Consider the following 25,309-nt stretch of genomic DNA (forward strand, 5'->3'; position numbering starts at 1 on the left):
AACTGTTCTCGCTCTGCATGATTGTTTTCATTGACGACCGGCCTGTTCGCCTGACCGGTCCGAAAGTTGCCTCGCGTCACCGTGATACCCGTCATGGTGGTAACCACCTGGAACCGTTTTCCGACTTTGACCAAATTGTGGATGCCCGGCTGGAAGTCCTGAAAGCTGATGCGCTGCAAGGTCATCTGCTTGTTTTGAATGCTGCACCCCCGACGGTTGAGAAACTGGTGAGTCTGCTTCAGAGTTCAGACATCAGCCATCTGTCGTCGGTTACCTTGTTTTGCATCGATAAGAAAGCCGCTGAAGAGCGGATGAAGAGCCTTTTTAAAGTGGTAAAAGCGGCTGGGGGCGTGGTATTTAAAGGAGATCAGATGCTGCTGATGTTCCGCCGGGGTGTCTGGGATTTGCCGAAAGGCAAGCTCGACGACGGTGAATCATCCAAAGCCGGCGCCATTCGTGAAGTGGAAGAAGAAACCGGGGCGGTAGTCGATTTAGATGATAAAATTTGTACCACCTGGCATACCTATACGTTTAACGACAACCGAATTCTGAAACGTACCAAATGGTACCGCATGACGTGCCTGGACGAAAGCCATATGGCACCGCAGGAAGAGGAGGATATTGAGCAGCTGGCGTGGATGGACCGCAAACAGGCGCAACTGGCCCTGACCAACTCGTACAGTTCTATCCGGTACGTGATCGAATCGGTGTTTGAGAAGGAGCCGAAGGAGGACGATTAATGACAACTTGTTTCTGAACTCAACGAAAATAGTTGCCCGTACCGAAAAAGGACGGGCCTATTTGTTTAAATGGCCTAAGACTCAGTATCAGAGAAATTTACCCGAAAATCGGTAGTGAAGCTCTGAATTAATTAGTACATTGCTTCTTGGTATCTGGCGCAGTTCACTTTCTGGATTAGATAAACGCTTGTTGGACATTTAGAAAATACTAGTAACTCCTCTTGATTAACGACTCAATTTCGATGAAGTGTCATTCAACGAGAATAAGCTCAATCCACATCTGGAGCATTCTTTGCCTGTTGCTGGCAAGTAGTTTGAGTTGTCTTGGACAGAGCAACAAGGCAGCTATTGACAGTATACAGGCGCTGCTGAAAAATAATCCGCAGGCCGATACTAATCGTGTTAAATTACTCTTCGAATTGGGGAATCTCTACCGGACTCAGCCTAAACAACGACGTGCTGTAGCAGAAGATGCGCTGAAATTATCCCGAAAGCTTCGGTACCGGGCAGGGGAGGGTAAGGCTTTATCAATTATTGCCCATACCTATAGAGATGAAAGCAATTTTAAACAGGCCCTGGCGGCCGGGAAGCAGGCGCTTCAGATGGCTACTTTGCTGAACGATCAAACCCAACTGGCAACGGTTTATGAATTAATCGGCGGTATTTATTACCTACAGGGAAACTATGCTCAGGGAATGGAGTTTTTGCTTCAGGCGCTCAAACCCGCCGAAAAAAGTAATGACGAGAAACTATTAGGTAATATCCTTGGAGATATTGGGCTGGTTTATCTATCACTTGGGGATCATGATCAGGCACTTTTTTATTTTTTACGTTCACTAAAGCTGACAGAACGTTCTGGGTCGAGAAACAGCCTAATTAAAGCGATAAATAATACTGCAGAAGCGTATCGGTTGCTCGGCAATAATGCGAAAGCCATCGACATGTACAGCAGAGCCCTGGCGGTTGCCCGAGAAATCAATAACGACTTCTTTCTCAGTTTAATGGAAAGCAATCTGGCCAACCTGTACGAAAAACAGGGAAAGTATGCAGAGGTTTTTCCGTTTGCCTTCCGGGCTTTGGCGATTGCCCGAAATATCGATGACCAGGAAGGGGTAGCCTTTTGCTCAGACATTCTGGCCAGGGCGTACCTGCACACCAACCGCCTTGATAGTGCCCGCTGGTATGGTCTGCGTGCTTTGAAAGTGGCTCAGCAAACGGGGTTGAAAGAATACAGCCGGGATGCCAGTCAGGTTTTGGCCGAAGTCTACGCCCGGTCAAAGGATTTTGGCAATGCCTTCCAGTATCAGCAACTATACATGATTTATAAGGATAGTCTGATCAATGAAAATACCACCAAAAAGGTTGCATTGCAGCAGTATAATTACGATCTGGCCAAGAAAGAATCCCGAATCGCCCTGTTGATAAAAGATAAAAACCTACAGGCCCAGGAAGCAAAACGGCAGCGTCAGCTCCTCTATACAATTATTGTCGGACTGATTATTGTTATTGGTTTTGCCGTTATGGTGTGGCGGAACAGCCGTATCATTCAACGGGCCAATGCACTCCTGAAGCGGCAAAAGCAGGAAATTGACAGCCAGGCCCAGCGCTTACAGGTGTTGAATCTGGAGCTTAGCGAACAGAAAGAGGAGGTTGAGGCCCAGCGGGATGAACTGGAAGATACCCTGACTAAGCTGAAAGCTACCCAGGCGCAACTGATTCAGGCAGAGAAAATGGCTTCGTTAGGCGAACTGACCGCCGGTATTGCGCACGAAATTCAGAATCCACTGAACTTTGTGAATAACTTCTCGTCCTTATCAGTTCAACTGCTTAAAGAACTGGAAGATCCGCTTAAGGCTTTGCCCGAATCGGAAAGAGAATATGCCGATGAAATTCTGCATGATCTAACCCAGAACCTGCAGCGGATTAATCACCACGGAGGCCGGGCCGACGCTATCGTCAAAGGAATGCTTCAACACAGCCGGACCAGTGCCGGAAAGAAAGAACTGACCGACATCAACGCGCTGGCCAATGAGTACCTACACCTGTCGTACCACGGCCTACAAGCGAAGAATGATCAGTTCAGTGCCGATCTCCGGCTGCATCTTGATCCAAATCTGAACAAAGTTGAAGTAATTCCTCAGGACATCGGGCGGGTGCTGCTCAATCTGTACAACAATGCATTTTATGCTGTCCAGCATAAACAGGAACAGCAGTTGAATGGGTATCACCCAAAAGTTGAGGTCTACACCCAGGCTGAAAAAGGTAGAATTGAGATAAAAGTGAAGGATAACGGGACAGGTATTCCAAAAGAGATAATCAACAAGATTTATCAACCATTCTTTACGACCAAACCCACTGGAGAAGGAACCGGCCTCGGTTTATCGCTCAGTTATGACATTATCACCAAAGGGCACGGGGGCGAAATGCTGGTGGAGTCGGAAGCAGGTGAGTATACGGAGATGATTATTCGACTGCCGATGGAAGTCTGATCATTGAATTTGTAGGCAAGAAAAAAGCAACGCAGGTACGGCGTTGCTTTTTTCTTAGATTATTAAAAGGCACTAAGTCGATCAGAAATAGGCACAGTCAGGGCCACCACTGAATCCATCTTCGTAACATTTATCATCTTTTCCACTAGTACCCTGGCGTCCGGTTTTAATCCATATCAGGTTATCATAGTCTGCATAATAGCGTTTATCCAGGACGTATGTAAAACCGACGATATTAGCCGGCAAATTCTCGAATTTTATGAAATGGCCTGTTGCATCGCAGCGGGTTCCCTTCCCATCAGAACCTGAGGCACCACCAGTGCCACTACTAGAGCCATTGCTAAACGTCGCGATATAGTAAGGCCCTTCGGTAATAGAGCCATAGATCCTTTGTTTATATAGAGACCCTTGATCCTCTACAATAATGTAGGCTCGTAATACATTCGAAAACGTCGGGCATTCGCTATTAGCCATTACTTCAGCCGTGGTAGATAACTGGACGATCACATTGCCTATACCGGTAGTAATGGTCTTACTGGCTGGTTTTGACGCCTTACTGTTCTGGGTGGTTTGGTAGTAGGGGTCAGTCGACGTATTACTGGTAATTGAATAATACCATTCACTGGGACCGCCATCCGGTTCGAAGCCATATATGTATGTATAGGGAGACGTTACCATGGCCTGTGCCTGAAGGGATTCATTACCCCCACAACTGCCATCGTAACAGGGAACGCCTTCTAAATTAACATCGTAGGGTTCGGACCTGACAACAACCCGGCTGTTGGCATTGGTTTTCTCGCTGTCCGGCAGCAGATTATCGGCAGCGGGCTGGCAACCTTCAAACGCAACGACGCTGCCCAGCAGCAGTAAACTAAGTAGTGTATTAATTCTTTGCATGTGAGTAAGGATTTAAAGGTTCAGTTGTGATAAAAAATGAATAGCTAAAAAGGTCAGGTGTTTCATAGGATTTTGGTGTTGAATTGAGATGAGAAAGGTAGGGGGAAAGCGCATAGAAGGCAAGAGGCTGCCTTTGGAAATTATTTGACAGCGCCTGTATAATTTGGGCTTCTATTTACTTATTTGCTTTCTTTCATCTATAAACGCTTTGCCAATATACATATCACCAGCAAAACGTCTCTCAGATATTGCAGAAAGTAGGTATTAGTAACAACTTTAAGGTGAAAAAACTGTGGTCAGCCCCTATATTTTAATGTCTGTTGTCGTGTCTGTATGAGCAAACGGTATCTATACCAATCAGGTTAACGCATACGGCAGAAAATCATCAACCGGCTGGCCGTATCGGTGCAGGTCGCGGATGATGCTTGAACTAATCGGTGCCAGGTGTGGGGAGGTAATTAGAAACACCGTTTCTACTTCAGCGTAGATATGCCGGTTTACCTGTGCGATGCTGTTTTCGTATTCGAAATCGGTGGTGTTGCGCAGGCCGCGTAGCAGAAAGCGGGCACCCAGTTCGCGGGCCACATTGGCCGTCAGGTCCTCGTAGGTTACTACCCGAATGGCCGGATACGCCTGAAAGGTTTCTTCAATCCAGCCCACCATCTGTTCCAGCGGAAAATACCGTTGTTTGTTTGCGTTTCTTCCAATACCAATAACGATCTCGTCGAATAGCTGAAGTCCTCGCAGCACTATATCTTCGTGGCCCTTGGTAAACGGGTCGAAGGAGCCGGGGAAGAGGGCGATTTTTTTCATGGTGGGCTACAATGCGCTCCCGAAATAATAACCGAAAATTGGATTCTGCAAACGCAGCCAATCAGCGCCCGGCGTTAAAGGGTAACAGCGCCAGCCCGTACAGGCTGATATAGCGGTGGTCGGGCAGGTCGTCGAAACCCGCAGTGAGTGTCAGGCCGGGGGGGGTATGGCCAAATGACAAATGGGGCAGAAACCGGGTCAGTTCGGTGTAAATGTCAGCAAAAGGCGTAATCTCGCCGTACAGCAGTGCATTAACGGAATACGGTTCCAGGTTCAGTTCGGCAATGACGTACAGTATGTAATAAGCGAGATCCTGCGCCTGCTTGTAACCAAACCGGTTGCAGTATATCAGCCGGCGGTTCGAGTGCAGAATAATCGTGATAAACTCATTTTCGAAATACAGCAGCAGGTTCTGCGTGCTGGGCAGTTCCCGATCTACGGCCGTGGCGGCCCGGATGAGGGCGCTCGTCTGGTGAACAAACGTTAGTTGCTGCAGGGGGTAGGTCGCCGAAAAATAATCGGCCAGCGGGTGCTCGGCATTAAAGACAGAATAGAAGCCTTCTTCGTGTTCGTATGCCTGGGCAAATTCGTGGGCGGGTAGGGCATTACCCCGCATCAGCGACAGGTAGCTGTTGGCGTACTCCCTGCGGAACAGGTTGCCGGGAACCAGCGTAAACGAACCAGAATTGATGGCAATCCGGATTTCCTGCCATTGGCTGATCTGTAATATCGGATTGCCCTGAAACAACGCAGGCAGGGCTTCGGAAGCCGGCCGCTCGGTAAGGAGCGACGGAAAAGCGTAGTCTTCCAGCCAGCAGCAGTGCCGGTTTTGGTCAAGTAAGGCAAACCGGAACCGATCTTTGCTGACTTCCAGACACAGCACAGACTTTTCGGCCTGCGAAGCGTCAAATTGATCCTGACGGACGGCAACAGTCGGGGAAATAGCAATTTCGGTTTGCACAGATAAGGAAGTAAAAGCTCTGAACTACTAAATTATACACCGACAGGTTGTAAACCTACTATTGTTTCAAATAACCCGTCAATTCAAATACATCTTTGATTGAACGGCATCGCTGAAAGAGCGTGTGGACTTCTTCGGGCGGGTAGCTTTTGATTTCCTCAAAGGACATTAGCCGTACTTCTTCAATGATCTGGCCGTCGAGGCTCATCTCGGGGTCGGAGCCTTGCCGGATCTGGCCGCCCGTTGCTTTGACCGCAAAGAACAGTTCCAGGGCGTGAAGGGGAGGCTGCATAAACTCGTTGACAAAGAGCAGTTCGCCAACGGCAATATCCAGTCCTGTTTCCTCCTTAAACTCGCGAACAAGGGCTTCATGCGCATTTTCGCCAAACTGGGCTCCTCCACCGGGTGGGCACCAGAACGTATCCGTGGGGCCTATACCCCGGTGGCGTACCATCAGTAACCGGTCCTTTTCACTGTATATACCACATACCCGCAACCGCAGCCGGTTGCCATATAACTTTGTGACTTCTTCGCGCGCTTTATCCAACGTCTGATTCTGTAAATTGACGTACAAATATACGAAGAAGCCACTATACGCAGTCAGTTACCGGGCGGTTCGGGCGTGCATACCCGAACCGCTGATCGTATATGGCCAGAGGGGTGGGGTGCCAAAGGTCAGTAGGGGCTACCCGAAATGTAACTTTCCAGAGAGTCGATGTGATTTTTTTGGTCCCTGATGATAGCCGCCACGACATCGTTGATGGAGATGATACCTGTAAGTTGTTCGGCCTCGATAACCGGAAGGTGACGGATGTGTTTGCTGGACATCAGGAGCATGGCCTCATCCAGCCGCTGGTCGGGGTCAACGGTTATTAGTTTTTCGGTCATAACCTCCCGAATGTACGTGTCTTTGGAGGCCCGGCCGAGCAGAATGCCTTTGCGGGCGTAATCTCGCTCCGAAAAAATGCCCGAGAGCTGACCGTCGTCAATAACGAGAACAGCGCCAATATTTTTTTCGGCCATCAGTTGCAGGGCTTCGTAAACGGTAGCGTCGGAGGTAACGGAGTAAATGGTGTCAATGGGTTTAGATTTAAGGACATGCCGTATCTTCATATTGTTTAGGGGGTTAAAGTACCTGCTAAAAATAGTTCGCAGAAAAGTTAAAAGCAATCTTGCTTCCTTTATACATATAAACTTCTCCAGCCTGTTTGGGTTACTTTGCGAAATGAAACCGGTTATTACTATAGGATATTGCCCGAAATGCGGCTGGCTGCTGCGGTCGGCCTGGATGGCCCAGGAGTTGCTCACTACCTTCACCGATGATATTCACGGAGTATTGCTGCACCCCTCCGAAATTAGCGGCCGATTCTGGGTCAACATCGACGACCAGACGATCTTTGACCGTAAGGAAGCCGGCCGCTTTCCCGACATTAAAGAGCTAAAGCAACTGGTGCGGGATATCGTGAACCCCGAAAAGGGTCTGGGTCACTCAGATCGGAAATGAGTAGGGAAACGTCCCTAAACCGCACTGTCAGAATTGGTTGACGGTGCGGTTTAGGGACGTTCCCCTTGAAATATACCAGCGAAAAAATAATGGATGAACTGTGCTCAATCGTGCATAAAAAGGTATTTGCTTAATTTGCCGTATCTGCAATTATCAAGGTATCAACCGTTCCCTGGTAGCGGTCGTCGATGTTGCCTGATCCATCCCGTAACAGGAGCGAAACCCGATAACTAACCGAATTACCGTTTATGGTAGGGTCGCTTATATCTACAATCTGCCGCAATATGTGATGGTCGCCATCCGAATAACGCACATCAAAACCATTCAACGCAATTTGTGCTGAGCGCACCTGACTGGGAAAACTTACCGTTCTGGGTTCATTTTGAATCTGCCCCTTGGTCGGATCGAATACAACCCGATCCCTGATAAATCGTATTGCCATTTTTTTAGAATGTTTACTGATGTACAATTAGTAAATAGAGATTTTAGATGCATATTTTTTCCGTTATTCATTCGCTGATACACTTTTAGTCGCCGGAATCTGGCTTTAAGGAAACACGTTTGCAAAAATATTTTGAAATTCAGTTAGGGATGAAACTGCATCTGCTCCCGGAAGCAAGTTCACATAAATCTTGCCGATACCAGCTTGGTATCGGCCCATTTCCAGGCTTCATTAAACTGCGTCTGAGTCGCCTGAGCACGGGCGTTGGCACCTTGTCCTTCCAATGCCTTTTGTAAGCCAAATAAGGCCCACCCGTTGCGGGGAAATATGGCCAGGTCTTCCCTAAACACCTGTTCCGCTTCTTTCCAGCGTTTGGCTTCCAGCAGCACCGCACCCAGATGATGGCGGACAGAGAACAGCCAGTCGGGCGGCTCGTTGTAGTTCAGCTTATCTTCCAGCGCTACCGCTTCCCGCAGCAACAATAGGCTCTGGTTGAAGTTTTTCTCTTTGGCGGCAATCTCACCCTGTAGTACCCGGCGGGCAATCTGCAGCAAATCGTAGGTCGAGTTGATGTTCCAGACGGTCAGTGCCTTCAGCGCCGTGTCGTTGGCCAGTTTGGTGAGCTGAGCAAGTTCTGCTTTACTGTTGGCCAGGTTATTTTTGCCGAGAAAGGCCATTCCCCTGGCGTAGTGGCGGATCGCTTTCGGATAAGGCAGGGTAGGCTCCTCATCCTTCATTTGCAGAATATCGTCCCATAACCCAAATTTAATCGCTACGTAATAGGGTTGGGTATAATAGTGCTGTAGCGTGCCCCAGCCCGGTTCTTTCATGATCGTCCGGTCGGTTTCGGCAGCCATCTGCCGGGCTGCTTCCATAGCCGTTTTGCGGTTTCCTTCCAGTGTAGCCAGCGTAGCGATAAAATGGATGTTGTGCGGATAATAAGCCAGCGGATACGCTCCCTGCGCGTGAAGCTCGTCTAAGTAAGTGCGGTCGGCCTGGACGGCCCGCTGGTTAGCTACGGTGCCGTCGTGGTAGTTACCCGTCCGGATATAGATATGCGACGGCATATGCTCCAGGTGGCCTGCACCGGGAACGCGCTTTTCAAGGAACCGGGCGCTGTTCATGCCCCGCTCCGGCTGCCGCGATGCTTCCACCGCGTGAATATAAAAATGGTGCATACCCAGGTGATTAGGGTACTTCCTAAGCAGTCGTTCCAGCGTGGCGACAATCTCCGGTGTCCAGGGTTGAGGTTTGCCGTCTTTTTTCCAGAGGTCCCACGGGTGCAGATCCATAATGGATTCGGCGTACAGCGCCCCAATGTCGGCATCGTCCGGGAACTGCTGGTACACTTCTTTCATGGCTGCGGAGTAGGCCTTGTCGTAAGGGCCCCGGTCGGCCACGGGTTGGGCCGGGTAGCGTTTGGTGAGGGCGTCGATGAGCGCCTGTTCTTTGGGCGTTGTTTTGGCGGCCAGTTGGCGGGCTTGCTGCACGGCCTGGTAAGCACGGTCATAATTATCATCCTCCATACCGGCATTGTAGTTTGGGCCCAGCACGTAGCTGTAGCCCCAGTAGCAGGCGGCACAGGACGAGTCGAGCCGGGTGGCTTCAAAGAAGGAGCGGGCCGCTTCGGCGTGGTTGAAACCGTAGGCCAGCATCAGCCCCTGATCGAAATAACGTTGCGCTTCGGGGTTTTGGGTGGTAATGGGGAAGTGGATACCGTCGAGACCTTTGAGCAACGGCGCTTTCCGGGATGATGCATACCAAGCCTTGTCGGTGGTTTGCGTGCCGCAGACCGGGACCTTGTTCGATACGGCAGCGGCCGTATTGCCTGCTTCAGTGTTTGTGGAGTTGGCATCCGTCTGGCTGGCTTTTCGCTCACAGCCAGCCAGCAGGAGGAGGGCTACCAGTGGCCCGGTCAATGCCTTTTTCATAACAGTGGTATCGGGTATATGGTCCTGGTTGAAGGCACATTGTTAAGAGAAAGGTAAGAAACTGGCTGACTATGAGCAAGAAGTAAATTTTTCCAGGAAGGCTTTTTGTGTAAACGGCACTTCCGGGAACCCACTGGCAGGGTAATAGTGTTTTCTATTTGCAAGGGAAATTATATCTTTGCAACTCTTATACGCCCACCACGGCAGACAATCTGGGGACGACCGGAATTGACAGCTTGCTGAGGCCGCGTGTAAGCATGCCGGGAGTTGATGGTATTTCCTGTATAACAAACCGTCGAACAATAACAGGCGAGTCTAACTACGCCATGGCAGCCTAATCCTGATAGGATAGCATAGCCATTGTCTCCCCGGCCTACGTGCTGCCGGCCGGATCAGGAGGCACCGAAACGCAGCGCTGGCTTAGCTAATGGTGTTGACGCTAAGCGAGACCCTAACACCTACGGATGAGGCATGGTATGACCCACACCTGGCCGATTCCCGACAATCCCAAGCGGGTCTAAGCATGTAGAAAGCACGTCTGTTTCCTTGACTGGACGAGAGTTCGAATCTCTCCGTCTCCACCACTAAAAGCCCTGTTAGCTCCCGCTGGCTGGGCTTTTTTGTGCCAAAATACATTATTCCTTTATGTTTCCTCTAGAGAGTGTAGCTTTACTGGACGCGCCCATCCGGCGCGTTCTGCCGCTGTAGTGGTTCCATAGTATTGTGAAAAGTGTGGTCGAGAAGGGGTATAAACCGCAGGCCGTATAACTGGTAAGAAAACAGCGCAGCGACTTTCGGCTCAATTCGTTTTTGGGTTGGTCACTGGTAAGCTGACGGTAAATTCGGTGTACTGCCCTTCCTGCGTTTCAACGCTCAGGTCACCGCCATGCCCTTTGGTCACAATATCATACGTTAGAGACAAGCCGAGCCCGGTACCCTCGCCGGTGGGTTTGGTGGTAAAAAACGGCTGGTAAATCTTGTTAATAATGTCGGCCGGTATGCCCGTGCCGTTGTCTTTCACCCGAATCTCTATTTTTCCATTCCCCCGGTGGGTAGTCACCTCCAGCCGTGGCTGGTACTCTCCCGGCCCTCCGCTCCGCGCCCGTGTACGTACCGCATAAAGTGCATTGTTGTACAGGTTGAGCAAAATTCGGCCGATGTCCTGAGGTACCAGTTCTACCATGCCTAACTCCGGTTCGAAAGTAGTAATCAGTTTGCAGGTAAAGGTGTCGTCTTTAGCTAGCTGGCCCTGGTAGGCCAGTCGCAGGTATTCTTCCGCCAGGGCGTTGAGATTAGTGGGTTGTTTTTCGCCGGTGGAGGTGCGGGAGTGTTCGAGCATACCCTTTACGATGCCGTCAGCACGTTTACCATGGTGGTTAATCCTCGCCATATTCAGGCTGAGATCGTCGGCAATGTCCAGCGCATCCTGGGTGTGCCCGGCGCTGACTTCTTCCTTCAACTCCGCCACCAGCTTTACGGAAAGTTCAGAGAAGTTAGTAACGAAATTCAGGGGATTCTGGATTTCGTGGGCGATACCGGCAGTAAGTTCTCCCAGCGAGGCCATTTTTTCTTTCTGAATGAGCTGAGCCTGGGTAACCTTCAGTTCCTTGAGGGTCTGTTCCAACTGATTGCGCTGGGTCTCAATTTCTTCTTTTTGCGACCGGATCTGCCGGGTACGTTCGTCTACCTTCATTTCCAGCGTATCCGCGTAGTGGATGAGCTCATCTTTGAATTGTTTCAACGACGAGGTCATTTTGTTGAAGCTTTGGGCCAGGATCCCAAACTCATCCAGGAGCCCGACCGGAACCTGAACGGTCAGGTCGCCCTGGTCGGCACGCTCAATCCCGGTCAGGAGTTGCTGCAGGGGGCGTACCAGACTCACTTTAAGAATTATAGGGAATACCCATAACAAAAAGACAGCCGACCCGATCATCAGCAGGGCTAATGTACGGAGTGCATCCTGGTGTGCCATCCGGTCGGCTACTGTGTGGGTAAACGGCACCAGCAGCAGCGATACATACATCAGGATGGATACCCCGCTGGCGAAGACAAATCCGATCAGCTTATCCTGAAAACGAATCGGAAACGTGGAGTAAATAATGAAGAGGAAAACAAAAAACTGGAACAGGAGCCAGGTACCGAAAAAGTAGATGGGTAACCCTAACGGATGCGCCACCCCAGGGTACAACAAGGGGATCACCGACACCACAAAGCCTACATCGGTAAGGGCGAGTTTCAGGCAGGGGTCCACAAGCGATTTGTCCCGGTGGAGGAAATAATACGCTTTGCGCAGGTAAACGGTCATGCTCCAGAAACTGGGCAGGATGGCAAACAGCGCGATCAACGTATGCGCCCGGTTGAATGGCGACCAGTTTTGCGGGTGGTCCGAAAGGTTATACCGGGTCTGGATCAGGACAAAAACCAGGCTCATGACCAGCAGAATGCCCAGGACCCACTTGCGTTCCTGCCCGAATGAAGGAACCGGAAACAGGTAAGGTAACTGCGATTTAGCGATGTGGGCCAGATATAGACCGGCGCAGAAGAGTATGCTCGTTACCCTGACCACCGCAGCGGCAATGTCAGGCCGTAAGCCGGTATCAATAAAGCCCATGATCTGCCAGAAGACACTGGCCCAGATGCACCGCAGCAACCAGACCTTATAGGGGCTTTGGCCGGGGTTTCGTGTCAGGCCAATGATCGCCATACCGGCCAATGTTATGTGCAGCAGGGCCATCAAGGCGTAGGAGCTTAGCAAAAACGGGTTCATTCGGGGAGACGGGCAGGGTTTACGCTTGGGTTAAGATAGTACTTTTATTCCTTTTTTGCTACATCCGTAACCGCCGTAACCTGAGGGAATTAACCGTTCAGTAGGTCACAGGCTGGTTCCGCAAAGAAACAGGGGTCCACATTAGGCTTAGCAACCAACTTATTGTAATTTACCCTTGGTAATCAGCAGGGAAGGAGCCCGGTTGCTCTTTTGGTTGCTAATACCAGTCTGCATTCCTTAATCCTGATTTCCTGCATCAATGCTAAACGCCCATACAGCCGCTGCCGAAGGCGGTGCGACCACGCAACCCACCCGACTCTTTGCTTTGCTGATCGGTATTTGCCAGTACCAGCGTGTGAGACCGTTGCGTGGCCCCGTAGCCGATACCCTCGCCGTAGCCGATTACCTGAAAACCCTGCCGGATTTTGACCCCCGACTCTGTGTGTTGACCGACGAAAAAGCCACCAAAGAAGCCGTGGTGCAGGCGTTCCGGACCTTTCTCTCCCAGGCCGAAGCGTCGGATACCGTGCTGGTCTATTTTTCCGGCCACGGCGCACAGGAGGAGGCCGACCAGTCCGTCTGGACGACCGAAACGGACGGACAACTGGAGTGTCTGGTGTGTTATGATGGGGGTACGGGGCCGGTGTGGGAAAACCTGCTGGCGGATAAGGAGCTTCGGTACCTGCTCAACGGGGTAGCGGCCACCGGTGCCCATATCGCAACCATTTTTGACTGCTGCCATTCGGGTGACAACACGCGCAATTATGCCTGGCTGGAGTCGTCATTAGGTGAGCAGGATCTGCGGGAGCGCCGGCTGGGTGGGTCGGCTCCGCGCCGACCCTGGAACGGGTTTATCTTTCAGGATGCCATCTCCGAGGCTGACCTGCGGACCAAAGGAATCGAACAGATGCTGCCGCAAAAGACGCAGATCCAGTTGGCAGCCTGTGAGTCCGATGAGTCGGCCATCGAAATAAATGGCGAAGGGGTGTTTACCAAAAATCTGCTGCGGGTGCTGCGATCCTCCGGCGGAGCCATCTCGTACCGTACGCTGCATAATCGGGTTCGGCAGTACATGCGGTTCGGGTATGAGCAGCGTCCCCGGATTTATGCCGTTGGGGAGTCAGCCGATCAGCATCTCCAGGCCCTGTTTCTCAACCAGAGCGGTAAGGCCGGCAGCCAGACGGTCGAAGTGACCTGCAATCCGCGCCAGGGCTGGTTGCTCGATGTAGGCGCTATTCACGGGGTAGGCCAGACAACCGGCCTAATCCGTTTACTTGATGCAGATTCCCGGCAGGCTCATGTGGTACGCGCGGCTGTTATTGGCCCGGACTATACGGTGCTGGACCTGCCGGAAGCTATCCGGCAGACCCTGCACGAAGATCGTATTTATCAGGCGGAGGTCGAGGGTCTGATGAACCAGCCCATCCGGCTTCATTTCAACAACCAGAACGGTGCTCCGGCCGAGCTAGCCGAACTCCTGGCTACGCTGACCGAGCGGGCGGGGTCCTGTTTTGTGCCGGAAGAGGAAGAAACCGCTGCTGATTATACCGTGCATGCCAGCCACGGTCTGTATTACCTTACCCGCAGTCAGGACCCTTATCGCCCGCTGATCCGGCCGGTGCCGGTGGAAAACGGAGCAGCCGACCAGCTTGCCCAGCACGTGCGGCACCTGGCCCGCTGGCATTACCTCCGGGACCTGCGTAATGAGGAAGCTTCCGCCGATGTTTCCCGGCTGCAACTGGAGATAGAACCGGTCGGAGGAGCGGTTATTCGGGTAGACGATATGACCGGCCCGGTAACGGTACCCCTGGCCGTGACTAACAACCGGTGGAGCGCTACCATGGATATTCGGCTGACGAACACCGCCGACCAGCCGCTGTATTGCACCGCTCTGTATCTGTCCAGAGACTTTATGTCGTTTACCGGGCTGCTGTCGCCCAACACCCGTATGGAGCCGGGACAAACCATTCATTTGGGCCTGCCCGACCGCAAAAGCCTCTCGGGGCGGCAAACGACCGTAAAACTGCAACTGGAAGAAGTCGTACGGCAGTACAACTGGCCTGAGGTCACAGAGCATGTTCAGTTTATTCTGACCAAAGACCCGCTTTCGGAGACTACGCTGACATTTCTCACGCTGGAGTCACTGCCCTCACCCCCTACGGTGGAAGACCGGCAGCAGGAGATGGCTACCCGAGGGGCTATCTTTCTGGAAGAAGAAGCCGGTGTGCTGCCCGACTGGTGGACACAACGGGTCAGTATCCGAATGCCGAATCCGCTCTATAATACCATCACGGCTGAAGAACTGAACCAACGGCTGGAACCCTCCGCTGCCGACGGCGCAACCACCCTGGCCGGTGACGTACTGGCCGATTTTACCCTGCAACTTTATTATGGTGTGGTATCGGGTGAAGGCCTGCAGCCTGAATTAGTGCTGAAGCCGGAAATCCAACTTATTGAAGGTGATCCTGGGCAAAAGGGATTATGGTCGGATGTGAAGCTGGCCATTTCGAACGGGATTGCCAACCGCATCCGGCTCCGGCAGTACGAACAGAACCTGATACGGTATCCCGCCCGCCTGCGTATTGTGGCCGAGGGCGACTCGTGGTTCCAGTACCCGTTTCAGGTGCGCGATGTGGTCGATTATCTGGCGGGTGTGTACAACGTATACAGCGTTGCCGGTTCGGGCGACCGGCTGGTCAATTTCCTGGCTACCCCAAACCCTAAATTCCTCCAGGTGCTGGCGCAGGTCAGACCGGCTTTCTTTCTGCTGAGCGGGGGAGGCCGGGATCTGTTCGGTGACGCATTCCGGAGCTTTCTGCGCCAACAGCCGGATGACGCGCTTCCGTTCCCGCAGTGCTACCTGAACGAAACCTTACCGCCGGTACTGCACAAACTCCAGGAGGAACAGCGACGTATTTTTCGGCTGGTGACCATGGGCTACCCGGAGGTGAAAGTGCTGGTGCATGGGTACGACTATGCTATTCCGGTCGATCCGGATGCGTACCCGAGAAAAGACAGCTGGCTGGGTAAATGCATGGTCGGCTGTGGTATCCTGAGCCAGGCCGATCGGGAGGCTCTGATTCGATTTATGGTCGACGCGTTTAACCAGCGGCTGGAAGCGGTGGCTAATGAGTTTCCGCAGGTATCTTACCTGGATCTGCGCGGGGTAGTACGGCGCACCGACCGACTGGAGGATTACTGGTTCGATGAGTTTCACCCGAACGATAAAGGTTTTCTGAGTGTCACCTCCCGCTTTGTCAAGCGAATGAACGATATGCGGAATATCCCCGTCAAAACAGCCGTCCCGGTTCAAAGTAACTGGTAACCGACCTTTTCGTATGTACGGTCGTAATACCTGCAGAATTTGCTTTTTGTTGATTTTTAGTAAATTACGTTTATTCTGATGCGCTGATGAGCACCTATACCTGGACCGACGAATATCTCTGGAGGCAGCGGCTGGTTGGTGATCCGCCGGCCGATTCCGTCATTGCTACCCTGCTGGCCCGAAATCAGAAAGGAGAAATTGACCAGATTTTCCAGATGCTGGTCCGTAACCGCGACTTCCCGAATCCTGCCTTCGATGCCTTGCCGGATGACGTGAAGAACGTGGTGGAAGACTATTTTCTGGCTACCCGCACCCTGCCCGACTGGGCCGAGCCCTTTAAGCTGATGGTAGCCGCCGACGTATTCAGGCAATACGGTCCGAAAATCCTGCTGGTGCTGCTCTGCAAGTCGTTGCCGTTATGTTATACAGGCTGGCGCGGGGCCAAAGTACTGTACCAGACCGGCCGCATGCACGTCCACGATGGCTCACCCAACTCCTTTACGCGCCGGGTGATGGAAACCGCTCAGTTTGTGGTCAACATCATGCAACACAACAGCTTCGAACATGATGGCAAGGCGGTGCTGACCATTCAGAAGGTTCGCCTGATGCACGCAGCCATCCGCTATTTTGCCCAGGAGCGGGGGTGGGATACGCAGACGTACGGTGTGCCCATTAACCAGGAGGATCTGACCGGAACCCTGCTGTCGTTTACCGTCGTCATTGTCGATGGACTGAAACAGCTTGGCATTAACCTGACGCCGGAGGAAAGCGAAGCCTATTTCCACCTGTGGCGGGTAGTTGGTTACCTGATGGGGGTCGACGATGAGCTGAACTCCGAGGACGAAGCAGCGTGCCGGTTTCTGATGAATGCCATTATCGAGCAGCAGGCCGGCCCCTCAAAGGAAGGTACCGAACTGACCGCAGCCTGTATCGATATGATGGACAGCCGCCTGTCATTTGGCCGCCGTCGGAATATTTCGCACGTATTCGTCCGTTTTTTTATCGGCGACCATTTTGCCGATATGCTCGAGGTACCCCCCTACGAAGAAGAGTCGATTAATCTGGAAGCCGTTCAGTGGCTCGACAGGCAGATGCAGGGCATGACCGGACGCAACGGGCTGATAGCTGCCATGGGCCGGTCTTTCAGCAGCGGGATCATTAACATGGTGCTGAACTTCCATAATGCCAGCAAAAACGAACTGTTTCGCCTGCCCTCGGCTCTGGCCGACTCATGGCAGAACATTGAGCCCGACTTTCGGATACCGCCTGTGCTGGACATCAACGAAGCCCTGTTTTACTTCGATAAACTGACCCGGCATTTTAAGGCGCAGAACAACCCGATGGGCTTATTTACGGCGGTCTATCAGTTAGTGACCGAGCGCGTGGCGGAGGGTATCCGGCTGGGGCTGTTCGAACATTCAGACATGATGGAGGAGGTAGACGTCAGGTTCTGTAGCCTCTACTTCAACGCGGTAAATCACTATTTTGACGGAACGCCCGCGAAGGCTCCCTGGCAGGTATCATTTGATGCGGCCCGGCGGCCGCTCGTGGCAAATCAGCATATCTTTTCGGCCTGCAACGCGCATATCAGTTTCGACCTGCCGCAGGTTGTATCGGAATTGTTTCCCGGCGAAAAGGTCCACCTATTTTATAATGACTTCCTGAAAATGAACGAGTTGTTCGGCGATATGTACAACCAGATGAACGACAGCATGGCCAGGGTATTCCGGCCGTTCGGGACGGTACTGAAATACCTGGATGAGCAGGTCATTGCCACCGAGCACGCGCTTATGCGTCAGGGCCGGGACAATGCCTGGAAGGCCAGCGTACGACTGGCCGGCGCCGTCTCCGACGAGGAGCGCCGGCGGCTGATCGCCGAACTGGAACAGGAGTCGGCCGCCTTGGGGCGGAAACTGGTTAATCCCCCCTGGCCGTTGAACTGGACGCTCCAGCTCATTGCCCGGAACGAAGCAGGGACGGTGGCCCAGAAAATTGATGTCATGCTACGATCGGCGCTGTTGCCGGCGGTATCCTGATCCGACGAATCAGCTAATTATTATAAATAGCCTATGAGCCTGAAATTGTGGTTTTTTATCATCGGATTCCTGAGTGGCTATCTGGCTTCGGCACAGCCGATTCGGATGGTGGATGTCAATCAGCGGGCTGACGTATTTCATACCAGTCTCGTGCTAAGGGCCGATGAGTCGGTGTCTATCCGGACGCTTCTCCAGCAGCCGGAGCAGTATTCCTTTTCCCCAATCCATAAATATGCTATTCAACCCCGCTCCGGTGCGCATGGGTACTGGCTGAGGTTCGACCTTACCAATGAGACGGACGAGGAACTGTTTCTGCAGTTTATTTACAACGGTACAAAGATTATCGACGTGTATGAGACCAGCGGGGACACGGTTCTGGCCCGGCACCAGCTGGGTTCCATGCACGCAGAACGGGACAATCCGGTCCGTAAAAGTAATCCGTTCTGTGCGCTGAAGGTCTGGCGGGGACAGACGCATCGGTTTTACGTGTTTCAGCAGGGTATTTATACCAATGAATTACCCATATACTGCCTGACCGCCACCCGTTTGCTAAACCAGACTCACCGTGCCGATTTGTTCTTCGGTCTTTTTTACGGCATGGTCCTGTCGATTATCCTGTACGCTCTGCTGCTTTTTGTCCGAATGCGCGACCGGGATACCCTGCTGTATGCTATCTGGGTGTTTTTTGTCGGGGCGCAGGTGGCATTATTTCGTGGTCACCTGAATGAATTCTTATACGCAGCCAATCCGGCGATCGACGCCTACGGTGCGGCCCTGGCCGGCATAACGGGAATTGCCCATATTCCGCTGACGATCTCGTTTCTGCACCTGAAAAGGAAAGCCAGCTGGTTTTACCGGGCTGGCCTGTTAATGCTGGTACTATACGGGCTGGGAATTGCGTGGCTGTTTCTGCAGGCAGGAACGGGTATAAACCGGGAGCAGGAAATTGATTTTATTCCAATGGTGGCCCTGCTGGAAGGTGCGTTCAATCTGGCGGCTGGTGTGTACGTGTACCGGCGGGGTTTCCGGCCGGCCATCTATTACGTCTGGGGGAACCTCGCCTTTTTTGCCTCCATCTTTGTGTTCCTGCTTTATGCCTTTGGTCCGTTACCTCACAACTTCCTGACATATAACAGTCTATTGATTGGAACTGCTGTTGAGGTTACCCTGTTTGCCACTGCCCTTGCGTCGAAGATTAATCTGCTCAAGGAACAGCGTCGGCAGGCAGTCAGCGACAAAATTCATCTTCTGCAGGAAAACGAGCGGCTTGTCACCGGGCAAAACGCGATGCTGGAACAGAAGGTAGCGCAGCGCACCACCGAACTTGAAAAAGAGAAGCAGCGTTCGGAAGAGCTGCTGCTGAACATCCTGCCTGAGCAAGTGGTCGAGGAGCTAAAGAAAAGCGGCCTGACCACGCCCCGCCGGTACGAACAGGTTACGGTAATGTTTATGGACATCCAGAACTTTACGGATGCAGGAGAACGACTGGCTCCTGAGCAACTGGTCAGCGAACTCGACTTTTATTTCCGGGCCATTGACTCCATACTGAGTAAGTACCGGGTCGAAAAGATTAAAACCATTGGGGATGCTTACCTGTGTGCCGGCGGAGTGCCGATACCCTACCCGGAGCATGCCGACGAGGTTGTGCAGGCTGCGCTGGAAATACGTAACTTTCTGGAGATGAGTCAGCTGGAACGGCAGGTGAAAGGGCAGTTCTACTTTTCGTTCCGGATCGGTATCCACACCGGACCGCTCGTAGCCGGGGTGGTGGGAGCCCGTAAGTTTGCCTATGACATCTGGGGCGATACCGTCAACATGGCCGCCCGGATGGAACAGCATGGCGAAGCGGGTAAGGTGAATATTTCGGAGACGACGTTCCTGCTGATAAAAGACCGGTTCCGGTGCAGTTTCCGGGGCAAAATAGCCATCAAACATAAAGGTAACCTGAATATGTACTTTGCCGAATCCGTTACGCCGGAACTGAAACCGCAGCCGGTTTCCCCCTAAGCGACGGTAGGCGCTGCCCTTGACTTTAACGATCGTCCATTTGTCCACACAGTTCAATGAACACGCTGCTTTTCTGCTATGCTAACGACCGAAACCGTCCGCTGCCTTCGTTAGGAGAGGAGGACGCGCTGATAGACCGGTTGCTGGACCCCCGCAGCAGCCGCAATCATTTTCAGAAAATCCGCGATTCGTTTGCCACTGCCGAGTCGGTTACCAACAAAATCCTGACGTATCAGGATTCGCTATGTCTGTTTCACTTCAGCGGTCATGCCGGTAATACCATCCTTCAGTTTGAAGATACCACGGCCCGTGGTATGGGCATGGCGCAGTTGCTGGCCCGCTGCCCTAACCTGCGGCTGGTATTTCTGAACGGCTGCTCTACCCTGCATCACATTCAGCTGCTGAGGGCCCTGAACGTCAATGCGGCTGTCATCGCCACGGCGACTCCAATCGAAGACCAGACGGCTACCCGGTTCGCCCTGGGTGTTTACCGGGCGCTGAATAATCAGCATACACTGGTACAGGCGGTGGAAATGGCCCGGCTGGAAATTCAGGTTACGGCCTCCACCAGCATTCAGCAGGTCGAGCGGGCCATGCTCGTTGATTCGATGGAAGAGGTAAGCCGGAACCAGTGGTATTTTTTCTGCCCTGATTCGGAGCTGGCCCGCTGGGAACTGCCCACGGGAGAGGCCACCGGAGCGGCTGAATACAAGCCCAACACGGGCTTACGGACTACGTTGTTTCAGTCGCTCCGGGCTTTTGATCCTACGCTCACCGAATCGTTTAAGTCGAAACAGCAGCTGCCGCCCGAAGCGCTGAAAAGCTGGCTCAATGAAGAACTGCTCCGGCGGCTGCCGTATCCGATTGCCGAACCGCTGCGCCGGTTGCTTTGCCCACCGCTTTCTCCGGCGGGGAAGTTACTGCCAGTCACGCCGGACCGGGATCGGCTAATCAATTATGTTTCGTTGTTCGACGGGTCCGTTAGTCTGCTGGTGGGTACACTGCTATCCCAGATACGGGAATACCTGCAGCAGGCTGAAGAAGCCGGAAAGTCCGTTGAATTGGGACCGGAACTGGAAGCGCATCTGGGGCAATTGCTGACCGACGGATGGGCGGGTCTGGAGCCGCAACCCCTGCTGACAATGCTGCGGGCAATGGGACAGTTTCTGGTCAGCCGCCAGATTGATCTGTTCATCAACGAGATGCATGATCTGGCGCGGCTGTTTAGCGAACAGCCGGTATTTTTTGAGAGCCTCGCTTTCTTTCATGATCTTCGGCAGCGACTCAGCAGCCCGGCCCATACCATTAACATTGATTCCCTATGTCAGATTGGTGAGGATCATCTGGTTGACCTGTTAAAGAACATGGGTTTCTGGGCGCATTACCGGCTGGAGTCGGTCCGCAACATCCGCACCCTGCACTTCTTCAACCGAAAACCGGAATATGCCCACGAGAAGGCTGTTCTGCGGACAAGTCAGAGCTACCGGCTGGAGGATCTTTGTTTTCAGGAGGTTAAGATGGCCAACATCTGGGACAGTCAATCCGTAGTGCTGGTCAGGACCAGCCGGCAGCCTGGTGCCAATGGTCAAATGGAAGATGCGGTTGCGGTCGATTATTTGAGTTTATCGCCATTCTTCATCGACCGCAACGTCTTTCTGCGCAGTGATAACGCTGTTTTTGATCTGTATAGCTTCTATTCCATTACAGAGGGGCAGCTTCGGTTCAGTCACATCGCCCGTCCGGAAGACCTGCTGCTCAAAATTAGCCTGAGTGATTCGGATACCACCCACCAGCAGGATTACTCGATGCTGCGGGAGCAATTCCGGATCGTACAAAGTTTGTTTTCGCTGGTGCCTGCTACCGAGGTAGCCCAACAGGCTCAGGAGGACGATATTGACCTAAGCTTACTGGCCTGACTATGATTACGCATCCTCCTGCCGAAAGCCCTTTTAAGTTTCTGGACGCCTATACGGCCCAGGACAAAGACCGGTTTTTTGGTCGCGATGCCGAACAGAAACGGCTGGTGGAGCTGCTGTTTCGGTCCCGGCTGATTCTGGTCTACGGGCAGTCAGGCACCGGTAAAACCAGTCTGGTGCAATGCGGCCTGGCCAAAGCCCTGTCGGCTTCTGATTATTTTCCGATTCTGGTGCGCCGGCGGGGGCATATACTGACCAGCCTGCAAACCACGCTGACCGGCATTCTGGACGAGGATGATACCACCGACGTCGTAACGTCGCTCGATCGGCTGGGGTTGTACGCCATGCGGCCGGTATATCTCATTTTCGATCAGTTGGAAGAGCTGTTTGTCAGCGGAAGTTCCGACGAACAGCACCAATTTTTTGAGGTGCTCCGACGAATCTACCAGGTCTCATCGGGTTGTAAGCTACTGCTGGTCATGCGGGAAGACTATATCGCGTACCTGTATCCGTATGAGGAGATCCTGCCCGAACTTTTCGATTTTCGGTTGCGTATCGAGCCGATGAGTGAGCGGGCGCTGCAGGAGGTCATCACCGGCACTTGTCAGCAGACCGACCGAATCCGGCTGCTGGACGAAAAAGAAACCGTTCGCCAGATTATCCGCAACAACCAGGGGGCAGGCCATCCATTTCAGTTGCCGTATCTGCAGGTATACCTCGACCGGCTATGGCGGACGGCGCAGGCTACGCAGCCCGGCGAAACGGTTGTCTTTGATCCGGTACTGGTTGAGCAGGTCGGGGCGATCGATGATGTACTGGAACAGTTTCTGAATGAGCAGCTTCTGGCCGTCAGTGCCGATCTGCCGATGATTGATACCCCTACCGTCAGGCGGGTACTCGAGGCTTTTGTTACCTACGAAGGAACCCGCCGGGAGCACCGTATTCCCTCATTGGCGGCCGAGACCGGCCTGGAGCCTTCGCTGCTGAGCCTGCTGCTCTCCCAACTGGACCGGTCCCGGATTTTGTCCGGCGACGATGGCCTTTACGAATTAGCGCACGACAGCCTGGCCAAACTTATCGACAGAGGGCGGTCGGCCGAACAGCGGCAACTCAATGACATTATCCGTCGACTCAGGGAAGCCTACTCCGAGTTTATGGAGAAAGGCCAGGCACCTGATCTGCTGCTGCCGGCCCGCCGACTATCCGAAATACAGCTATACCCGGACGCTATTCACGCTGAACTGGCCCGGCTTGTGCCGAATAGTGAAGCGATCTGGCAGTATGTTTCCGACAGTCAGAAAGAACTACACCGGCGGCAGCGAAAAGAGATCAAACGGCTGCGCACCACCATTGGCATTGTCTCAGGCTTATTCCTCCTGGCGCTCGTTGCGGCTTTCCTGGCGGTACGGGAGTGGGAGAAGTCCAATGTGAAAAGTGTGGTGTTGCAACTGACCGACATGGACCCGCTCAGCGCGCAGGTCATGAGTATCTGGGCGCATGAAAAAGAACCCACTCCCACATCGGCCGGGGCTTTGTACAACAGCTTCTACAACCAGCGCCTGTTTGAGGCCGTGCTGGATAAGGGACCCACCAGGACGGCGGAATTTTCGCCGGACGGGCAGTTTGTCGTTTCCGTGACCGATCACCATCAAATTCAGGTATGGGATTGGCAGCGGCAACGGATTATTGATAGTCTGAACCTACCCGAACCAGTACGGTCGGTCAGTGTCGCTCCTCTGGCAGACCCTGTTGTGGTGGTTACCGAGTCGGGCGGGCTGTGGGTATGGAATCGCCGGAATCGCCAGCCGGTATCCATCGCCAAAGGATTCAGGGTCCGGGGAGCCGGTATGTCGCCGGACGGGACAATAATTATTGCCGTTACCGATGATCAGGTACATCGGTGGGTACGGCGGCCAACGGGCTGGACGGATCTTGGCGGTATTCCGGCCCGTTCGGCCGGTTTTGCACCGGACGGTAAAACCATGCTGACCCTCACTGCCGACGGAATCGCTACCCTGTGGAACACCGCCACCTGGCAGCCGCTCAGGCGGGTAATGGCCGGCGCAGGCTTTGAGTCAGAGGCCATTTCCCCAAATGCCAGACAGGTGCTGTTGACCACCAAAGACAGTAAGGTGTACCTGCTCGATGCCCTGACCGGTAGGCAGCGGTTACTGGCCCAGGCGGGTCCTGCGCTGGGCAGCGGCTTCGCGCCCGACGGCCAAACGCTATGGACCGCCACCGAAGACTCCCTGCACCTCTGGCCGGCTTCAGGGACGGCCAGTCTCCCCTCCCTGAAGCTTCTGGCACCGTTTCGCAGCATTAGCCTCTCGCCCGACGGACAAACGATTCTGGTGATGTACCAGAATAACGCCGGACACCTGCTGAACCGGGAAGGGGTTCGGCTCGATTATCTGTCCCACAACTCACCCGTCAGGGCGGCCCTGTTTGCTGCGGACGGCAAACACATTCTGACCACTGCGGAAGACGGAAATGCCTATGTGTGGGGCCAGAACGATAGACGGTTCTCAAAGCTGGAAACCAACGGCAGACCTTTAAACCTGGAACGCTCACGGGATGGCAGGCAGGTCCTGCAGGTCACTAACCAGGGGATTGTACAAACCCGGACCGGGGCGAAACCGGCCTGGGATTCTTTAACCGGGCGACTCCCGGTTCGGTGGGCTACCTTTTTACCGGATGGGCAGCAGATACTGGCCATTTCAAAACAGGATGGTAAAACCAGTCAGTGGCATGTACGGACAAAGCGCATCACCCGAACACTCGCCATACCACCTGCCCGGTTTATTGAGATCAGTCAGAATGGAGGTCGCCTGTTGAGTGTACTAGAGTCGGGCGAACTCTGGCTTGGCCGGCCAGACGGCACCGGGCGGCAGGCTGTTACGATTCCGTCACCCGTACAGACGGCCCACTTTTCGGCCAACGGGGACGCTATCGTGGTAACGGGCGAAAATGCCTGTTATGTCCTGAACAGGCAGGGGACGATTACGGATAGCCTGGTCACGCAGGAACCGATTCGCTCGGCGGAGTTTTCGCCGGACGGGAAAGCCGTTGTTATTGCAACCTTACAGCCGAAGGTTTACCTGTGGACACCGGTTACCAACGCCGTAGTGATCATGAACGACCAGGCGGTGGTGAAAACCGCCATTTTCTGCGACGGGGGGCGGCTGGTGCTTACCCTGACAACACGCGGCAACGTGACGTTCTGGTCAACCGATGGGCAGGCAATCGCCCGGATCAACGAATCATACACCGAGGTTTGGCCTTCGCCATCGGGCCGGCAACTGCTGTTTCAAAACAGGACTCATGTGCTGTTTGCACCCGATCCCGGAGCCATTGACAGCTGGTATCGTCAGACGTTCCCGACCGACGAGATAAACAAAATGACCCAGGAAGCAGCGAAAAAATATAGTATTACGACCTCGCTTTGGCAGGCGTTGATGAGCAATTCAAAGCACCAGTAAAA

The 25,309-nt window shown here is 53.2% G+C and carries 16 protein-coding genes and 1 other RNA gene; 9 read left to right on the forward strand and 8 right to left on the reverse strand.

Features of this window, described 5'->3' with window-relative positions; translation table 11 throughout:
- Window positions 1-17: 17 nt before the first annotated feature.
- On the forward strand, window positions 18-740 hold the full coding sequence (locus tag ABD949_RS30540; protein ID WP_345250341.1) for an NUDIX hydrolase: 723 nt from the start codon (window positions 18-20) through the stop codon (window positions 738-740).
- Window positions 741-1,054: 314 nt separating this feature from the next.
- Window positions 1,055-3,229, forward strand: a complete 2,175-nt coding sequence (locus ABD949_RS30545) for a tetratricopeptide repeat-containing sensor histidine kinase (RefSeq protein ID WP_345250343.1) — start codon at window positions 1,055-1,057, stop codon at window positions 3,227-3,229.
- Between the two features lie 81 nt (window positions 3,230-3,310).
- Here ABD949_RS30545 and ABD949_RS30550 read toward each other — a convergent pair whose 3' ends face one another.
- The 5 genes from ABD949_RS30550 to ABD949_RS30570 all read right to left on the reverse strand — a co-directional run bounded on the left by ABD949_RS30550 (window position 3,311) and on the right by ABD949_RS30570 (window position 7,013).
- Window positions 3,311-4,126: a hypothetical protein gene (locus tag ABD949_RS30550; RefSeq protein WP_345250345.1), complete on the reverse strand. Its 816-nt coding sequence runs from the start codon at window positions 4,124-4,126 to the stop codon at window positions 3,311-3,313.
- A gap of 357 nt (window positions 4,127-4,483) precedes the next feature.
- Complete coding sequence (coaD, locus tag ABD949_RS30555; protein ID WP_345250347.1) at window positions 4,484-4,939, reverse strand: pantetheine-phosphate adenylyltransferase; 456 nt, start codon at window positions 4,937-4,939, stop codon at window positions 4,484-4,486.
- Window positions 4,940-5,000: 61 nt separating this feature from the next.
- Window positions 5,001-5,900 carry a DUF3822 family protein gene (locus tag ABD949_RS30560; protein WP_345250349.1) on the reverse strand — a complete coding sequence of 300 codons (900 nt, stop codon included), beginning with the start codon at window positions 5,898-5,900 and terminating at the stop codon, window positions 5,001-5,003.
- A 58-nt stretch (window positions 5,901-5,958) separates the two neighbouring features.
- Complete coding sequence (locus ABD949_RS30565; RefSeq protein ID WP_345250351.1) at window positions 5,959-6,447, reverse strand: NUDIX domain-containing protein; 489 nt, start codon at window positions 6,445-6,447, stop codon at window positions 5,959-5,961.
- A 128-nt stretch (window positions 6,448-6,575) separates the two neighbouring features.
- Entirely contained in the window at window positions 6,576-7,013 is a 438-nt protein-coding gene (locus ABD949_RS30570) for a CBS domain-containing protein (RefSeq protein ID WP_345250353.1), read from the reverse strand.
- 112 nt (window positions 7,014-7,125) lie between these two features.
- Here ABD949_RS30570 and ABD949_RS30575 point away from each other — a divergent pair, with 112 nt between their 5' ends.
- Window positions 7,126-7,404, forward strand: a complete 279-nt coding sequence (locus tag ABD949_RS30575; protein ID WP_345250355.1) for an Rdx family protein — start codon at window positions 7,126-7,128, stop codon at window positions 7,402-7,404.
- Between the two features lie 130 nt (window positions 7,405-7,534).
- Here ABD949_RS30575 and ABD949_RS30580 read toward each other — a convergent pair whose 3' ends face one another.
- Together ABD949_RS30580 and ABD949_RS30585 are read right to left on the reverse strand one after the other, a co-directional pair.
- On the reverse strand, window positions 7,535-7,846 hold the full coding sequence (locus ABD949_RS30580; RefSeq protein WP_345250357.1) for a hypothetical protein: 312 nt from the start codon (window positions 7,844-7,846) through the stop codon (window positions 7,535-7,537).
- 179 nt (window positions 7,847-8,025) lie between these two features.
- Window positions 8,026-9,777 carry a tetratricopeptide repeat protein gene (locus tag ABD949_RS30585; protein WP_345250359.1) on the reverse strand — a complete coding sequence of 584 codons (1,752 nt, stop codon included), beginning with the start codon at window positions 9,775-9,777 and terminating at the stop codon, window positions 8,026-8,028.
- 214 nt (window positions 9,778-9,991) lie between these two features.
- Here ABD949_RS30585 and ssrA point away from each other — a divergent pair.
- Window positions 9,992-10,361, forward strand: a transfer-messenger RNA (tmRNA) gene (ssrA, locus tag ABD949_RS30590).
- A 215-nt stretch (window positions 10,362-10,576) separates the two neighbouring features.
- Here ssrA and ABD949_RS30595 read toward each other — a convergent pair.
- Entirely contained in the window at window positions 10,577-12,544 is a 1,968-nt protein-coding gene (locus ABD949_RS30595; protein ID WP_345250361.1) for a sensor histidine kinase, read from the reverse strand.
- A 259-nt stretch (window positions 12,545-12,803) separates the two neighbouring features.
- Here ABD949_RS30595 and ABD949_RS30600 point away from each other — a divergent pair, with 259 nt between their 5' ends.
- The 5 genes from ABD949_RS30600 to ABD949_RS30620 all read left to right on the forward strand — a co-directional run bounded on the left by ABD949_RS30600 (window position 12,804) and on the right by ABD949_RS30620 (window position 25,307).
- Window positions 12,804-15,869, forward strand: coding sequence for a caspase family protein (locus ABD949_RS30600; protein WP_345250363.1), 3,066 nt, complete (start codon window positions 12,804-12,806; stop codon window positions 15,867-15,869).
- An 86-nt stretch (window positions 15,870-15,955) separates the two neighbouring features.
- Window positions 15,956-17,905: a DUF5995 family protein gene (locus tag ABD949_RS30605; protein WP_345250365.1), complete on the forward strand. Its 1,950-nt coding sequence runs from the start codon at window positions 15,956-15,958 to the stop codon at window positions 17,903-17,905.
- A gap of 33 nt (window positions 17,906-17,938) precedes the next feature.
- Window positions 17,939-19,912, forward strand: a complete 1,974-nt coding sequence (locus tag ABD949_RS30610) for an adenylate/guanylate cyclase domain-containing protein (RefSeq protein WP_345250367.1) — start codon at window positions 17,939-17,941, stop codon at window positions 19,910-19,912.
- A 56-nt stretch (window positions 19,913-19,968) separates the two neighbouring features.
- Window positions 19,969-21,828 (forward strand): CHAT domain-containing protein, encoded by a 1,860-nt coding sequence (locus tag ABD949_RS30615; protein WP_345250369.1) that lies wholly within the window; start codon window positions 19,969-19,971, stop codon window positions 21,826-21,828.
- Window positions 21,829-21,830: 2 nt separating this feature from the next.
- Window positions 21,831-25,307 carry an nSTAND1 domain-containing NTPase gene (locus tag ABD949_RS30620; RefSeq protein WP_345250371.1) on the forward strand — a complete coding sequence of 1,159 codons (3,477 nt, stop codon included), beginning with the start codon at window positions 21,831-21,833 and terminating at the stop codon, window positions 25,305-25,307.
- The last annotated feature ends 2 nt before the right edge of the window (window positions 25,308-25,309 follow it).

Origin of the sequence: Nibrella saemangeumensis, from assembly GCF_039541915.1 — a bacterium.
GTDB lineage: Bacteria > Bacteroidota > Bacteroidia > Cytophagales > Spirosomataceae > Nibrella > Nibrella saemangeumensis.